The organism is Planococcus sp. FY231025 (assembly GCF_052078085.1).
Taxonomy (GTDB): Bacteria; Bacillota; Bacilli; order Bacillales_A; family Planococcaceae; genus Planococcus.
In genome coordinates, this window is the sequence record NZ_JBQJJG010000010.1 from 57,786 (window position 1) to 73,127 (window position 15,342).

A 15,342-nucleotide genomic window follows, 5' to 3' on the forward strand; every position below is an offset into this window, starting at 1 on the left:
TATGCCTCCGAAAAAGTAAAAGGAACGATGTAATCGTCCCTTCCCTTAAATGTGCTGTTATTATAGCATATTTCCCTATTATTTACTTGTGGTTTTTACGGCGTGGCGTTCCTTCAGCACATCAAGCACTTCATCAAAGCCGACTTTCTGTTCCTGCAATAGCACCAGAACGTGGTAGAACAAGTCCGCGGTCTCCATCGCCAGTTCCTGCGGGTCGCGGTTTTTGGCGGCTATGATGACTTCCGCCGCTTCCTCCCCTACTTTTTTGCAGATCTTGTCGACCCCTTCTTCGAATAAATAAGTGGTATAGGCGCCTTCCGGCATTTCCTGTTCCCGTTTCTCGATCAGCGAGGTCAGCTCCAGGAACATATCGGCTTTCGATTCGTCCGGCGTGCCTGCCAAAGTTTCGTGGAAACAGCTCGCTTCGCCGGTATGGCAGGCCGGGCCGTTCGGAATCACTTCGTAGATGACAGCATCGGCGTCGCAATCCAGCCGCACAGCCGTCACTTCTTGGGTGTTGCCGCTCGTCGCCCCTTTGTTCCAGAGTTCGCTGCGGCTTCTTGAATACAGCCAGGTTTCATTCGTATCGATGGTCTTCTGCAGCGCCTCTTCGTTGGCATACGCCAGCGTCAGCACTTCTTTTGTTTTGGCGTTCTGGATAATGACGGGAACAAGCCCCTTTTCATCGAATTTCACATTTTTCACCGGACATTCACTCCTTCTTTCCGCAAATATTCTTTCACTTCTGCAATGCTCGTTTCTTTATAATGGAAAATTGAAGCCGCAAGCGCCGCATCGGCGTCCGCTTGCTTGAACACTTCCGCGAAATGCTCACGGTTCCCGGCTCCGCCGCTTGCGATGACCGGCACTTCGACAGCGTCGCGCACGGTTTTCGTCAATTCGATATCAAATCCGTTTTTGGAGCCGTCTTTGTCCATCGTCGTCAGCAGAATTTCGCCGGCTCCGAGTTCGACGCATCTTTTCGCCCACTCCACCGCGTCCCATTGGGTCTTATTGCGGCCGCCATGGGTATAGACGTCCCAGCCCTTGCCATTGCTTTTGGCGTCGATGGCTACGACGATGCATTGCGAACCGAAATAATCCGCGCCTTCTTTGATCAGTTCCGGACGGTCGAGCGCAGCCGTGTTCAGGGACACTTTGTCCGCCCCTGCACGCAGCATGCGCTTCATGTCTTCCAATGTCCGGATGCCGCCCCCGACGGTGAAGGGAATCGATAGCTCGGTTGCGACAATCTTGACCACTTCCACCATTGTTTCCTTGCCTTCATGGGAAGCGGAAATGTCCAGGAATACCAGTTCATCGGCGCCTTGCTTGTCATAAAAGCGGGCAAGTTCCACCGGATCGCCGGCATCCCTAAGCGAGACGAAAGAGACGCCTTTGACGACGCGGCCGTCCTTGACGTCCAAACACGGTATGATGCGTTTTGTCAGCATGAGAGGGCCTCCTCGAGCGTAAAACGGTTTTCGTACAGCGCTTTGCCAATGATGACCCCGGCAATTGAGCTATCCGCTGCCGCCTGTTTGACGTTCTTGATGTCTTCGAGCGAACCGATGCCGCCTGAAACGATGACACCCGCTTCGCCGGATCCGACCAAGGCTTTGTTGGCATCGATGTTCGGCCCGGCCAATGTGCCGTCCGTTGCGATGTCCGTGTAGATGAACAGTTCGGCTCCTTTTTCGGCAAAAAAGCGCGCGACGTCCTGTGCAGACTGGCCGGATGTTTCGATCCAGCCTTCTGTCGCAGCCATGCCGTCTTTGGCATCGATACCGATGACAATGCGGTCGGCCCCGAATTCCTCGATGAACGACACGACAAGTTCCGGGTTCCGGATTGCCAGGCTCCCAATGATGACACGGCTTACGCCGTTTGACAAATAATGCTCGACGTCTTCGCGCGTCCGGATGCCGCCGCCGACTTGTACGTTCACCGGCAAGCGGGCGGCTTCAATCACCACTTTGTCGTTGATGCGGACGCCGTCTTTTGCTCCGTCCAAATCAACCATGTGAATCCACTCGGCTCCGGCTTCGACGAATTTTTTCGCCATATCAACCGGCGAATCGCCGTATACGGTTTCCTGGGCGTAATCGCCTTGGAACAGGCGGACACATTTGCCGCCGCGTAGGTCAATCGCGGGGTATAGCTGAAACTTGCTCATCTAGGTTCCTCCTGACATTTGCTATCCACTGTTTCAATAAATAATGGCCAAAATCGCCGGACTTCTCAGGATGGAATTGCATCCCCGTAATCAATCCGGCCCCGACGACACCCGGCACGTCCAGATTGCCATAGCTCGCCGTCGCAAAAACCTGCGCGGGATCGGTGTTGACCGCAAGGAAGGAATGCACGAAATAAACGTGCGTATCCACTTGCTCATCGTCCAGCCAATACGGTTTCCGCGAAAACTCCAGCCGGTTCCATCCCATATGCGGAATGCGGTAGGTGCCTTTTTCAAACCGGCGGATCTGCCCTTTCAAGAGCCCGAGCCCTTGAGTCGGCCGCACCTCCGAGCTGTCTTCATACAATAGTTGCATGCCAAGGCAGATGCCGAGCAACGGGATGTTCTTCTCCGGCAGTGACCGGATGAATGCCGATAAGCCTTTGGCGTCCAACAATTCCATGGCATCCGGGAACGCCCCGACGCCCGGCAGGAGGATCGCTTCCGCCTCTCCGAGCACTTCCGGGTCATCCGACAGAATCACGGTGCAGTCGAGCTTTTTCAGGGCCTGCTCGACACTGAACAGATTGCCCATCCCATAGTCGATGATGCCGATGATCATGTGAGCAGCCCCTTTGTCGACGGTACGCCTTTGACCCGTGGATCGACGGTTGTCGCTTCGTCAAGCGCGCGGGCCAGCGCTTTGAATACCGCTTCGATGATGTGGTGTGTGTTTTGGCCATAGTGGATAATGACGTGGACATTCATGCGGGATTCAAGAGCGAATTTCCATAGGAACTCACGGACCAATTCGGTATCGAAGCTGCCGACTTTGGCGTTCGGAATATCGCCTCTCATTTCCAGATGCGGCCGGTTTGAGCAGTCGATGACCACTTGGGCTAGCGCGTCATCCATCGGGACGAATGCATTGCCGTAGCGGCGGATGCCCTTCTTGTCGCCTAGCGCCTCTTTTACCGCCTGCCCCAGCACAATGCCGATGTCTTCGGTCGTGTGGTGGTCATCGATATGGGTATCGCCGTCTGCCTGGATGTCGCCATTGAACAAGCCGTGCTTGATGAACAGATCGAGCATATGGTCCATGAATGGAACCCCAGTGTCGATTGTCGCCTGCCCCTCTCCGTCCAATGAAAACGTGACAGCGATTTTGGTTTCGTTGGTATCGCGTTTGATTTCTGCTTTTCTCATGCTCAATTCTCCTTTTTCCATGAACGGGATTCTACGGCACGTGCGTGCCCTTCCAATCCTTCGAGGCGGGCAAGCCGGGCGATCTTCGCTTCATTCTCTTGCCAAGCCTGTTCGCTGTAATGGATGATGCTGGTGCGTTTCAAGAAGTCGTAGACGGACAGCGCGCTCGAAAAGCGGGCGGTGCTGTTCGTCGGCAGCACATGGTTGGTGCCGGCAAAATAGTCGCCGACCGGTTCCGAAGAATAGCGACCTATGAAGATCGCTCCGGCGTTGTCGATCCGATCCGCGATGCTTTCGGCGCCTTCTGCCATGATTTCCAGGTGCTCCGGCGCCAACTCGTTTGCCGCATTGATCAATTCGTCCATCGTTTCCCCGATGAAAATGCTGCCGTGGTCCGCAATCGAACGGGCGGCAATCGATTGGCGGGGCAAGCTTTGGAGCTGCCGGGCGACTTCCGCTGCCACCTTGTCCGCAAGCTCTTCGGAAGTCGTCAACAATACAGCGCTCGCCATCGGATCGTGTTCAGCCTGGGACAGCATATCCGCTGCCACTTCGTCGGCGAATGCGGTATCGTCCGCGATGACGGCAATTTCGCTCGGCCCGGCAATCATGTCGATCGCCACATCGCCGAACACTTCCCGTTTCGCCAATGCCACGAATACATTGCCGGGTCCGGTGATCTTATCGACCGGCGCAATTGTTTCGGTGCCGTATGCCAAAGCGGCAACCGCTTGGGCACCGCCCACTTTATAGATTTCATCAATTCCCAGGATATGCGCAGCGGCCAGCACACCGTCCGATAATTTCCCGTTCTTGCCGGGAGGCGATACCAGCACGATGCGCTTGACGCCGGCCACTTGCGCCGGAATCACATTCATCAGCACAGATGACGGATAGGCAGCTGTGCCGCCGGGAACATACAAGCCTGCCGAACGGATCGGCGTCACCCGCTGTCCCATATATGATCCATTCGGATTGGTATGGCGGAAACCCTGCAGCTCCTGGAGCTGGTGGTAAGTTCGGATATTGTCTGCCGCTTCCGCCAAGTCCTCGAGCAATTGGGAATCAAAGCGGTCCACTGCTGCTACCATTTCTTCCGGGCTCACGCGTAAGCCATCGAGTTCCACGCCATCCCATTTTCGGGTGTAATGCAGCAGCGCGTCATCGCCTTCTGCCCGGACTTTCCCGATCACTTCTTTGACCGCAGCCAATTGATCCGCATTCGCCTCTCCGAGAGAACGGCGGATGGAAACGCCTGGAGCCAATTGTGCTCTTTTCATCGTTCCACCTGCTTTCTCAGATTTTCGACCAAGCCGCGGATCCGCTCCTGCTTCAGCCGATAGCTGACCGGATTGGCGATAAGCCGCGATGTGATTTCCACGATTTCTTCGTATTCAACTAATCCGTTCTCTTTCAAAGTCTTTCCGGTCGAGACAATGTCCACGATCCGATCGGCCAGGCCGATCATCGGCGCAAGCTCGATGGAGCCATTCAATTCGATGATTTCCACCTGCTCGCCTTTGCTCCGGTAAAAACGGGAGGCGATTTTCGGATATTTGGTCGCGATGCGCGGCGTCACTTCGTTCATTTCTGTATTCGGCAGCCCGGCTGTCGCAATATAGCAGCGGCTAATGCCAAGGTCCAGCAATTCATGGACCGCTCGGTCAAGTTCGAGCATGACATCTTTGCCGGCAATGCCGATGTCTGCGACGCCGTGCTCGACATACACCGGCACGTCCATCGGTTTTGCGAGAATAAACCGGAAGCGTTCATTCGGCGCTTCCACAATGAGCTTGCGTGAATCATCGAGATCCTTCGGCAGATCATAGCCCGCTTTCACGAGCAATTCATAAGCTTCTTCAAAAATCCGGCCTTTCGGCATTGCAATCGTCAATTCATCCATTGGAAGCACCTCCCAGCTTTCTGACTTCGCTGAACAGCGAACTGAATTCTTCAAGCGCCCGCACGGCAGGGGCATACTGAAGCGTCACCCGTGTGCCTTTTGCCCGCAATTCCTCGGCTTCATCGTGCGCTCTTTCCTCTGATCCCTCATCGAACAGGATCAAGGTATGCGCCTCTTTTTCCCGGAATGAACCGGCAGCTTCGAGGAGCCGGTCAACCCGAAGGCCGAAACCGGTCGCCCCGACCTGCATGCCGAATTGCTGCATCAGGCCGTCATAGCGGCCGCCGTTGCCCAGCGGAAACCCGCTTCCGGCGCCGTAGAACTCAAACACCAATCCGGTGTAATACGTCATATGGCTGATAAACGATAAATCGTAGGTGACCGCCTCGGTCAGCCCGTTGCGTTCGATGATCTGCTCCAGCTTCTGCATCTCTTCGTACAGTGCAGCCTGTTGTTCATCATTGAAATCGATATACGGCTTCCAGTCCTTTAAAGTTGACGTTGCCATCAGGCGCTTGAAGGCTTCCTGCGTTTCGCTGCCTTCCAGCAGCACTTCCGCCAGCTCTTCAAAGCCGACGCTGTTTTTGGACACTAGCTCCCCGCGCACTGCGTCAATCTGGCCGTCGTCCAGGCCGAATTGCTGAAGGATCAACTGCAGCAATTGCGTATGGCCGATGACGACCCGTCCGGATTCCACGTCCAATTCCTTTAAGATCGTTGAGGCCAGGATGATCACTTCGGCGTCCGCATAAAGCGAATCATCGCCGATCAGCTCCACGCCCATCTGTTCAAATTCCGCCGGCCGGCCGCCTTCCCGCTTTTGCGCACGGAAGACATTCGAATAATAGCCGAGGCGGATCGGCATTTTCTCTTTCAGCAATTTCGACGCGGCCACCCGCGCAATCGGTGAAGTCATGTCCGGCCGCAATACGAGTGTTTCGCCTTGGCTGTCCAGCAGTTTGAACAGGGCATTGTCCGGTATGGCGGAGATTTTGCCGATCGTTTCATAGTATTCCAAGGTCGGCGTCTGCAACAGGTCGTAGCCTGCCCGTTCCATGATGGCCGTGCCTTTTGAGCGCAGTTCCGCTTTCTTTTTCGCGATATATGGAAAGTCGTCCCGCATGCCTAGCGGTTTCTCGAACATTTGGATGGACATAGATTCACTTCCTAAAATTGGTATTTTCACTTTACCTCACTAATGTGATAGAGCGCTAAAGTTATTTTATTTTATCGCATTCGCCTTCCGGCCGTCAAGAAAAAGAAAAACCTGCGCCAGCCGTCCCCCTATTCCATCCACTGGATGAACCCAAAAAAATCCTGAGAGCACTCGGCTATCAGGATTTTTCTTGGCGCTCTGCCATTTCTTCAGCTGTATAGATGATCTTCATCGGGTTACCGCCGGCAAACACGCCGGGCGGCACATCTTTGTTCACAAGCGTCGCCGCTGAGATGACGGCCCCGTCCCCGATCGTGACGCCCGGCAGAATGGTGGAGTTGGCTCCGATCAAAACTTCGTCTCCTATTACTACTTCCCCTAACCGGTATTCTTTAATCAAATATTCGTGTGCCAAAATCGTCGTATTGTAGCCGATGACGGAATTTTTTCCGACCGTGATCTTTTCAGGGAACATGACGTCCGGCATGACCATCAAGGCGAACGAGGAATGCTCGCCGATCTTCATCCGGAGAAATGTTTTGTAAAGCCAGTTTTTCATCGGCAAAAACGGCGTATAGCGGGCGGTCTGGATGACGAGGAAATTCTTTGCCACTTTCCAGAACGGGACGGTTTTGTAAATATGCCAAAGCGAATTCGGGCCGGTGACAAAATGGCGCTCGGTGTTTCTCATCGCGCCGTTTCTTTCGTCAAATCGAGCAAGTCGCTGATGTGCTGGAGCATATAATCCGGGCCGAAGCCGGAAAGGAATGCTTCTCCTTTAATGGACCATGCTACGCCTGCCGTGCGGACGCCGGCGTTTTTTCCGCCTTCGATGTCGTGCGAATTGTCGCCGATCATCAAAGATTCCTGTGCGGAAGCACCGAGGCGCTCCAGCGCCAAGTGGATCGGCTCCGGATGCGGTTTGGGATTTTCCACATCGTCAAGGCTGATGATTTCCTCAAACACATCCGAGACCCCCATCAAGTCGAGGCCGTGCCGGATGGTCGCATTTCGTTTCGTTGAAACGATTGCCATTTTCATGCCCTGGGCTTTCAAGAGCCGCAGCGTTTCCGTGACGCCGTCATATTCTTCGACCAGTTCGTCGTGCATGAGCTTGTTGAGCGCGCGGTACTTGCCCGTCAGTTCTTCTACCTGATCCGGTGCAATCGATGTGAACGTCTGCTCCAAGGAAGGGCCGATAAAGTGGAGGATGTCCTCGCGGGCGTAGCGGCCGGCAAAATGCTCATCGAGCACCGCCTGGAACGTCTGGATGATCAATTCGTTCGTATCGAGCAGCGTCCCATCAAAATCGAATAATAACGTGCGGATCGGCGTTGTCATGTAGACACCACTCCTTTTTGGTTTTGTTCGCTTTTGCGCCATAGGTACGAGATGAAAATCGTCAAACCGAGGGCGGTGACGATGCGGATGATGAGCAGCGGCCAGATCGGGATGCCGAGCGGAATGAAAATCAGCGTATCTTCCACCACAGCGTGGCAGGCGACCAGGAAGATGAAGGCGAGTGTCGCATCTTTTTTGCTGACGCCGTCTTCCTGCACCGCTTGGATCATGACGCCCGCTCCCATTGCAAGTCCGAAGATCAGGCCCGAAGCCAAGGTCAGGGAAGCGTTTTTCTGAACGCCAAGCAGCCGTGTCAGCGGCCCCATGCTATCCGAGATGCGCTGCAGATACTGTTTGTCTTTCAGGATTTGGATCATGATCATCAACGGGATGACCACCAACGCAAGCTGAAGTACACCGAACGAGGCTTTTTCCAATCCCAGCAGGAAGATGCCGCCCCAACTTCCAGGCGCCGCAGCCGCTTCGGGAGCGAAGCCGTATTGGGCGATTTCCCCGCCGCCTTTCCAAACCAGGTTGATGACAATCCCCGAAACTGCCGCAAGCCCGAATCGGACGACCAGGACAACCCATAGCTTGACACCCACTTTGAGCGCTACGCCGGTTTCGATGAAAATGTTATGGGAAAACGATAACATGACTGCCAGGATGAACACTTCTTTAACGGTCAGTTCCAAACTCAGGATTCCCGCAATGCCAGCATATAAATTCAATGCGTTGCCGAGCACGAGCGGGATGGCAGCATCGCCGCTGAGCCCGAACAGCCCCATGACCGGCGCCACCAAATCGATAACGAACGGCAGAACTGGCGTAAACTGAAGCATGGTCACAAGCAGCGTGATTGGGAAGATGATTTTACCGAGCGACCACGTGGTCTTCAGCCCGGCCTGCAAGCCTTTTGTTAATGTCGACATTTGATCGCTTCTTTCTATTTATCCAGATAATGCGGAGGATTTTTGATTTTTACACGGCGGTAGATGATGAATGCTACAGCAATGATGATCGAGACGACAGACACCAATTGTGCCGCTCTCAGCTCGCCGATGACGTATAAACTGTCCGTGCGCATGCCTTCGATGAAAAAGCGCCCGAAGGAATACCATATAACATAGAAGAAAAAGATTTCACCGCGCACCAGGTTGGCCCGGCGGAGCAGCAGCAGGATAATGATGCCCGCCAGGCTCCAAAGCGATTCGTACAGGAAAGTCGGATGATAGTATGCGCCATCTATGTACATCTGATTGATGATCCAATCCGGGATGAACAGGCTTTCGAGAAAACCGCGGGAAACTTCCCCGCCGTGTGCTTCCTGGTTGATGAAGTTGCCCCAGCGCCCAACGGCCTGGCCGATCAAAATGCTTGGCGCCAGGATATCCGCCACTTTCAGGAACGAGGTATTGCGCCGCTTCGTAAAGATATAGGCAACGATCACCGAAGCGATCAGCGCTCCATGGATGGCGATTCCGCCATTCCAGATGGCGATAATTTCCGCAGGGTTGTCCTTGTAGTTCTCCCACTCGAAAATGACATAATAAATGCGGGCGCCCACGATGGCAAGCGGCACCGCCCAAAGAAGAAGATCCGTCAGGAAATCGGGATGGAGCCCCCGTTTGACCATTTCCCGTTGGCCGACCAGAAATGCGATGACGATGCCGGCGGCAATAATGACGCCATACCAGCGGACGTCGATCGGACCAAGCGAAAACGCGATCGGATCGATTGAAGCTAAAAATGAATACATAACGTGCACCTTCCAATTCCCTTAGATTGTGTCTTGTGCGATGACGCTGTCAAGCCGCTTGGAAAACTCTTCCGCAGCATTGACGCCCATGCGTTTCAAACGATGGTTCATCGTCGCCACTTCGATGATGACGGATAAATTTCGGCCAGGCCGGACCGGGATCGTCAATTTGGTGAGATCCGTATCGATGATCCGCATCTTTTCTTCTTCCAGGCCCAGGCGGTCATAGGTCTTGTCCGGATCCCATAATTCCAGGTCGATGACAAGCGAAATCCGTTTGAATGTCCGGACTGCACTCGCTCCGAATAAAGTCATGATGTCGATAATGCCGACTCCGCGGATCTCCAATAAATGCTCGATCAACTTCGGCGGATGCCCGACGAGCGTGTTCTCGCCTTCCTGGTGGATTTCCACACAGTCATCAGCGACAAGCCGGTGCCCTTTTTTCACCAGTTCCAGTGCGGTCTCGCTTTTCCCGACTCCGCTTTTCCCCGTGATCAACACACCGACTCCGTAAATATCAACAAGCACGCCATGGACGGCCGTGGTCGGAGCCAGCTGGCTCTCCAGAAAATTCGTCAGCAGACTCGAAAAGCGGGTCGTTGACATTTTGGTCGTAAATACCGGCACGTGCCGTTTTGAAGAGGCGTCGACCAGTTCGGCCGGCACTTCCATATCATGCGAAACGATGATGGCCGGCGTCTCATCCGTACAAAGCTTCAGCATGCGGTCGATTCGTTCCTCCGCTTCTAAAAGCGCAAAAAATGACAGCTCTGTCTTTCCGAGCAGCTGGATGCGGTTTGCCGGATAATGCGTAAAGTAGCCCGCCATTTCAAGGCCGGGACGCGAAATGTCGCTGATGGCAATATGCCGGCCGAGCCCTTCCTGTCCGCTGACCAGATCCAATTCGAATATATCCATTACTTGTTTTGCCGTAACTTGTCCCATCTTTCCCCTCATTCCTTTTACGCCCGAAAGCTGAAATTCTTTCATCTTTCTGACGGTTTGCTCCTATTTTAACATGGAAACTTTCAATTTGAAGAATTTCCGTCCCCTTTCCAGCCGGTTTCTTCTATATAAACCATAAAGGGGGAATAAAAAATGAAAATCATTGTAGACGCTGGCCACGGGCCGAACACACCTGGAAAACGATCGCCGGATGGCCGGCTGCGGGAATTCCATTTCAATTCCGCTGTAGCGGATGAACTGAAGAAGCGCCTGCTGCTTGACGGCCATACCGTAATTTTTAGCCATCATCCCGAAGAAGACGTGCCTCTCTTCGAACGGACCCGGCTGGCGAACCGCCTGCGGGCAGATCTGTTCCTGTCCATCCATGCGAATGCAGCAGGCAACTCTTTTAATAGGGCGGCCGGCATTGAAACATTCATCCACCCGAATGCCTCGGGCTTTTCCAGGCAAGCAGCGGACGCTATTCAGCATTCTTTGGTCCGCTCCGTAAAGCTGCCCGACCGCAGCGTCAAACGAGCGGACTTCGCTGTTCTGCGCGATACGCACATGCCAGCTGTCCTCATTGAATGCGGATTTATGACTAACCGGGAAGAATTGGCGCTTCTCCAATCCGATCATTACCGGAAGCGCTGTGCCGGCGCCATCGCTTATGCAGTGAGTTGCTGCGTCCCTTTTTGATTCGCCCGCAGGAGCCCCCGCTCCTGCTTTTTTTATGTCTTGAAATGCTATTCTTCTGCTACACTTGAAGCAAGACCGAACCCCAAGAGGTGGAATATGAACAAGACAATCGGAATTCTCGCGCATGTCGATGCAGGGAAAACGACATTCTCGGAACAATTGCTTTACCATACGAACAGCATCCGGAACCGCGGGCGCGTCGACCATAAAGACACGTTCCTCGACAGCCATGCCATCGAGAAGAACCGCGGCATCACCATCTTTGCCGACCAGGCGATGATTTCCTATAATGGCTCATCCTATTACTTGATCGATACGCCGGGCCATGCCGATTTTTCTCCGGAGATGGAGCGCGCCGTCCAGGTGATGGATATGGCAATCATCATCGTCAGTGCAGTCGACGGCGTCGAGGGCCATACGGAAACCGTGTGGGAATTATTGCGCCGGCACAGGGTGCCCACCTTCTTTTTCCTGAACAAAACCGACCGGGAAGGCGCTGATCCCGAGCGGGTACTGGAAGAAATCCGCAACACGCTCTCCCCTGATGCCTTCGACTTCACCGATGCATTCAGCGATGGGGAAATGAACGAAGAGCTGGCAGAATTTCTGGCTGAACGCAATGAAGCCCTGCTCCATCATTATCTGGAAAGCGGGTATGAGCCCGGCATGTGGGCTGAAGCCCTGAAAAATATGGTAGCCGCCGGAGAAATGTTTGTCTGCGGGCGCGGCTCTGCATTGAAAGACGAAGGCATCATCGAATTTTTCAGCCTCGTTGACCGATTGACCGAAACCGCCTACATGGAAGAGGCGCCGTTCGCAGCCCAAGTCTATAAAATCCGGCACGAAGAAAACGGGCAGCGCATCACTTTCCTGAAAATCCTCAGCGGCCGGCTCCAGGTCCGGGAAGAAATCGTATACGGCCCGCCTAGTGCCCGCATAACGGAAAAAGCGACCCAATTGCGCCGCTACAGCGGGCAAAAATTCCAGGCAATTGAAGCAGCAGCGGCAGGCGAATTGATCGCCGTTGCGGGTTTTACAAGCGCATCCATTGGCGAAGGGCTCGGCGCCCATCAAAAGCGGGCATCTTTCGCCATGGTTCCGGCATTGCAGTCGAAAGTGCTGTTCGACCCGTCCCTCCATGTGAAAGAAGTGTTGAAGATTTTTGGGCTGCTCGATGCGGAGGACCCTTCGTTGAGCATCCACTGGAACGAGCATTTCCAGGAAATCCATATCCGGGTGATGGGCGTCATCCAGCTTGAGGTGCTCGAAACGATCATCAAGGACCGCTTCGGCATTTCGGTAACATTCGGCGATCCGCATATCCTATACAAAGAGACGATCGACGGGCCGGTTACCGGCTACGGCCATTTTGAGCCGCTCCGCCATTATGCGGAAGTCCATCTGAAAATCGAGCCCGCACCGCGCGGGACCGGAGTTGTTTTGGCGAATATCTGCCACGCCGACGCTTTATCCACCGGCAACCAGAACCTGGTGCTCCACCATCTCAGTGAACGCGAACACCATGGACTGCTCACCGGTTCGGCACTGACCGACGTCAAAATCACGCTTTTGACCGGGCGCGGCCATAACCAGCATACATCCGGCGGCGATTTCCGCGAAGCGGCTTATCGGGCTCTCCGCCAAGGCCTTGAACAAGCCGTCAACCGGCTGCTTGAACCGATATACCGCTTCAAGATCAAAGTGGATACGGACCATATGGGGAAAGTGCTGTCCGACATCCAGCAAGCCCATGGCCGCTTCTCCGCTCCTGAAATGAGCGGCGGAAAGACGGTCATCGAAGGGACGGTGCCGGTTGCGACATTCATGAATTACAGCACGGAATTCGCCTCCTTCACGCATGGAAAAGGTGCACTTTCGCTTCTTTCCGGCGGCTATGATTTCTGCCATAATGAAGCAGAAGTCATCGAACGGATCGGCTACGACAGAGACGCAGATCCGGAATATACATCCACCTCGATATTCTGCGCCAAAGGCCAAGGATACAAAGTCCCTTGGGATGAAGCCCGAGCGGCCATGCACTGCCTGTAAAAATCCGATGGAATGAGGGATGCGACATGTACGAGCAAAAGACGAAAGAAACGGACGCGGACGTCATCGAATTTATTGAAAGTGTAGAAAACACGAAGAAAAAGCAAGACGCTTATAAGCTGCTTGAACTATTTAAAGAAACCAGCGGCTATCCGGCGAAAATGTGGGGACCGAGCATTGTCGGCTTCGGTTCTTACCATTACGTCTACGCAACCGGCCATTCGGGCGATGCCCCGCTTGTCGGATTCTCGCCGCGCAAGGCGAAAACCAGCCTTTACTTCGCGACCGGCGATCCTGACCGCGGACCGCTGCTGGCACGCCTCGGCAAACACACGAGCGGCAAAGCCTGCGTCTACTTTAACAAAACCGAAGACGTCGACCTCGATGTCCTCAAGGAACTGATCACCCAATCCATCACATTTCTGCAAGAGCTGTATCCGGAAAAAGCTTAAGGTATCAGTCTGTCGAGAAACCTTCTAGAGATAAGTTTATTAACGAAACAAACTTTTTAACCCGCTTCGGCCGCTTTGGGAAGGGCAAAGACGATTGCTCCTGCGCAAGCTCGTCGCCCAGCCCGTGGACGCGCCGGCGCTGGAGAGGCTTTCTCAATTATGTGCGGCGAAGCGAGTAGCGCTGCAGGAGCACATGGTTTAACGGAGCTGTTTGCAGAATATTGGTTTAACAATTAAATGACAAACTATATATTTTTCTCAACAAGTAAAAAATCCCGAAAGGCTGCGGCCTTCCGGGATTTTTTCATTTCTTAAGAAGCGGCGGGATGACGTTTTCAACGCCGACTATGCCAAGGATCGTCAAAAAGCTCTTCTGAATCGCCAGATGGCCGTCTTTGGGATCATGCCACTCTTCCAAGGTATGGGCGCCTCCGAATTTCCCGCCCAATCCGATCGTGATTGACGGAATGCCCCGGCTCATCGGCAAATTGGAATCGGTGCTGCTGGGATCGCCAAGCTCAGGGACTTTGCCGATCGCTTCTACAGCTGCGGCCGCAATTTGCACAATCGGCGCATCTGCCGGCTGGCTTGCCGGCGCGCGGTTTCCGAACCGCTTGATGTCGACAACCAGCCGGTCATCTCCCCAGCGTGCATTTTCATCGGCTGCCGCCTTTTTGGCAATGTCCAGAAATACCGCATCGAGCTTCTCCAATTCCGCTCGGTCATTCGAGCGCAGATCCACTGCCATGGATGCTTCCTGGGCGATTGCATTGACTGACGTTCCGCCAATCACTTCCCCGACGGAAAAAGTGGTCTTCGGATTCTCCGGAGTTTGGAGATCCGCGATTGCACCAATGGCACGTCCCAATGCATGGGTCGCGCTCGGCGTGCCGAAAGCTGCAAAACTATGGCCGCCCGGCCCTTTGTATGTAACGGTGTACCGGTAACTGCCGGTCGCCTTGTAAATAATGTGGTTATCGCCTTCACCATCCATGGAGACAAATGCATCAATGTCGTCATGTTCCGCAAAAAACGCCTTGACGCCGCGCAGATCCCCGGCCCCTTCTTCCCCTACAGTTCCGCCAAAAATGATGTCGCCGGCATTGGGAATCTCCGCCTCGTCCATCGCCCGCACCACGGCCAGAAGTTCAGCCAGTCCCCGGGTATCGTCTCCGATGCCCGGCGCATGCAGAACCCCGTCCTTTTCCTGCACCGTCGTATCCGTCCCTTCCGGAAAGACCGTATCCAGATGCGCTGAGACAAAGATCTTCGGCCCTGCACCTCTTCCCGGCCGGATGCCGAATACATTCCCTTCAGCGTCGCTCTGCACCTCTTGGAGCCCGAGCTCTTCCAGGCGCCGCTTGAAGTCCGCAGCACGCGTTTCTTCCTTGAAAGGCGGCGCGGGAATTTCTGTGAGGGCGATTTGTTCGCGGACGGTCTTTCCATGGTCCCCTTCAATGAATGCCAAGCCCTTTTTCACGCCCTCATGTTCGGCGAGTTTGTTGAATGCTTCCTTGATTTCCGTTGAAATGATCGATTTTTCCATCCCGCATCCCCTTTCATTAAGGCCGTCTGCCCGTTCAATGTTACTGACGGGCAGACGGTTGATTGCTTGTTGTCCCTGCCTTTTACATTAGCGCATCGGTTCCGGAA

17 protein-coding genes are annotated in these 15,342 nt (G+C 54.2%); 3 read left to right on the forward strand and 14 right to left on the reverse strand.

What is annotated here, in order from left to right; genetic code table 11:
• Window positions 1-78: 78 nt before the first annotated feature.
• The 13 genes from hisIE to hprK form a co-directional block, all read right to left on the reverse strand.
• Window positions 79-705, reverse strand: a complete 627-nt coding sequence (hisIE, locus tag ACTL32_RS15575) for a bifunctional phosphoribosyl-AMP cyclohydrolase/phosphoribosyl-ATP diphosphatase HisIE (RefSeq protein ID WP_441342341.1) — start codon at window positions 703-705, stop codon at window positions 79-81.
• Window positions 702-1,454, reverse strand: a complete 753-nt coding sequence (gene hisF / locus ACTL32_RS15580) for an imidazole glycerol phosphate synthase subunit HisF (RefSeq protein ID WP_441342342.1) — start codon at window positions 1,452-1,454, stop codon at window positions 702-704. The genes hisIE and hisF overlap by 4 nt, the downstream gene beginning before the upstream one ends.
• Entirely contained in the window at window positions 1,448-2,176 is a 729-nt protein-coding gene (gene hisA / locus ACTL32_RS15585; protein WP_441342343.1) for a 1-(5-phosphoribosyl)-5-[(5-phosphoribosylamino)methylideneamino]imidazole-4-carboxamide isomerase, read from the reverse strand. Before hisA ends, hisF begins: the two co-directional genes overlap by 7 nt.
• Window positions 2,145-2,798, reverse strand: a complete 654-nt coding sequence (gene hisH, locus ACTL32_RS15590; protein ID WP_441342344.1) for an imidazole glycerol phosphate synthase subunit HisH — start codon at window positions 2,796-2,798, stop codon at window positions 2,145-2,147. Before hisH ends, hisA begins: the two co-directional genes overlap by 32 nt.
• Window positions 2,795-3,382 carry an imidazoleglycerol-phosphate dehydratase HisB gene (hisB, locus tag ACTL32_RS15595; protein WP_204893029.1) on the reverse strand — a complete coding sequence of 196 codons (588 nt, stop codon included), beginning with the start codon at window positions 3,380-3,382 and terminating at the stop codon, window positions 2,795-2,797. The genes hisH and hisB overlap by 4 nt, the downstream gene beginning before the upstream one ends.
• Window positions 3,383-3,384: 2 nt before the next feature.
• Window positions 3,385-4,662 carry a histidinol dehydrogenase gene (gene hisD, locus ACTL32_RS15600; RefSeq protein WP_441342345.1) on the reverse strand — a complete coding sequence of 426 codons (1,278 nt, stop codon included), beginning with the start codon at window positions 4,660-4,662 and terminating at the stop codon, window positions 3,385-3,387.
• On the reverse strand, window positions 4,659-5,285 hold the full coding sequence (hisG, locus tag ACTL32_RS15605; RefSeq protein ID WP_204893027.1) for an ATP phosphoribosyltransferase: 627 nt from the start codon (window positions 5,283-5,285) through the stop codon (window positions 4,659-4,661). Before hisG ends, hisD begins: the two co-directional genes overlap by 4 nt.
• Window positions 5,278-6,441 carry an ATP phosphoribosyltransferase regulatory subunit gene (locus tag ACTL32_RS15610; protein WP_441342346.1) on the reverse strand — a complete coding sequence of 388 codons (1,164 nt, stop codon included), beginning with the start codon at window positions 6,439-6,441 and terminating at the stop codon, window positions 5,278-5,280. The genes hisG and ACTL32_RS15610 overlap by 8 nt, the downstream gene beginning before the upstream one ends.
• A 178-nt stretch (window positions 6,442-6,619) precedes the next feature.
• Window positions 6,620-7,132 carry an acyltransferase gene (locus ACTL32_RS15615; protein ID WP_204893025.1) on the reverse strand — a complete coding sequence of 171 codons (513 nt, stop codon included), beginning with the start codon at window positions 7,130-7,132 and terminating at the stop codon, window positions 6,620-6,622.
• Window positions 7,129-7,782 (reverse strand): pyrophosphatase PpaX, encoded by a 654-nt coding sequence (gene ppaX / locus ACTL32_RS15620; RefSeq protein WP_441342347.1) that lies wholly within the window; start codon window positions 7,780-7,782, stop codon window positions 7,129-7,131. The genes ACTL32_RS15615 and ppaX overlap by 4 nt, the downstream gene beginning before the upstream one ends.
• Complete coding sequence (locus ACTL32_RS15625; RefSeq protein WP_441342348.1) at window positions 7,779-8,714, reverse strand: nucleoside recognition domain-containing protein; 936 nt, start codon at window positions 8,712-8,714, stop codon at window positions 7,779-7,781. The genes ppaX and ACTL32_RS15625 overlap by 4 nt, the downstream gene beginning before the upstream one ends.
• A gap of 14 nt (window positions 8,715-8,728) precedes the next feature.
• Window positions 8,729-9,541: a prolipoprotein diacylglyceryl transferase gene (gene lgt, locus ACTL32_RS15630; RefSeq protein WP_441342349.1), complete on the reverse strand. Its 813-nt coding sequence runs from the start codon at window positions 9,539-9,541 to the stop codon at window positions 8,729-8,731.
• 21 nt (window positions 9,542-9,562) lie between these two features.
• The gene (gene hprK, locus ACTL32_RS15635; protein WP_441342350.1) at window positions 9,563-10,489 is read right to left on the reverse strand and encodes an HPr(Ser) kinase/phosphatase; all 927 of its coding nucleotides are present in this window, start codon (window positions 10,487-10,489) and stop codon (window positions 9,563-9,565) included.
• 153 nt (window positions 10,490-10,642) lie between these two features.
• Here hprK and ACTL32_RS15640 point away from each other — a divergent pair, with 153 nt between their 5' ends.
• From ACTL32_RS15640 to ACTL32_RS15650, 3 genes are all read left to right on the forward strand, one after another.
• Window positions 10,643-11,188, forward strand: a complete 546-nt coding sequence (locus ACTL32_RS15640; protein WP_441342351.1) for an N-acetylmuramoyl-L-alanine amidase family protein — start codon at window positions 10,643-10,645, stop codon at window positions 11,186-11,188.
• A gap of 96 nt (window positions 11,189-11,284) precedes the next feature.
• The gene (locus ACTL32_RS15645) at window positions 11,285-13,237 is read left to right on the forward strand and encodes a GTP-binding protein (protein ID WP_441342352.1); all 1,953 of its coding nucleotides are present in this window, start codon (window positions 11,285-11,287) and stop codon (window positions 13,235-13,237) included.
• A gap of 26 nt (window positions 13,238-13,263) precedes the next feature.
• Window positions 13,264-13,689, forward strand: coding sequence for a DUF1801 domain-containing protein (locus ACTL32_RS15650; protein WP_441342353.1), 426 nt, complete (start codon window positions 13,264-13,266; stop codon window positions 13,687-13,689).
• Between the two features lie 304 nt (window positions 13,690-13,993).
• Here ACTL32_RS15650 and ACTL32_RS15655 read toward each other — a convergent pair whose 3' ends face one another.
• Window positions 13,994-15,235 carry a M20/M25/M40 family metallo-hydrolase gene (locus tag ACTL32_RS15655; protein WP_441342354.1) on the reverse strand — a complete coding sequence of 414 codons (1,242 nt, stop codon included), beginning with the start codon at window positions 15,233-15,235 and terminating at the stop codon, window positions 13,994-13,996.
• Window positions 15,236-15,342: the final 107 nt, after the last annotated feature.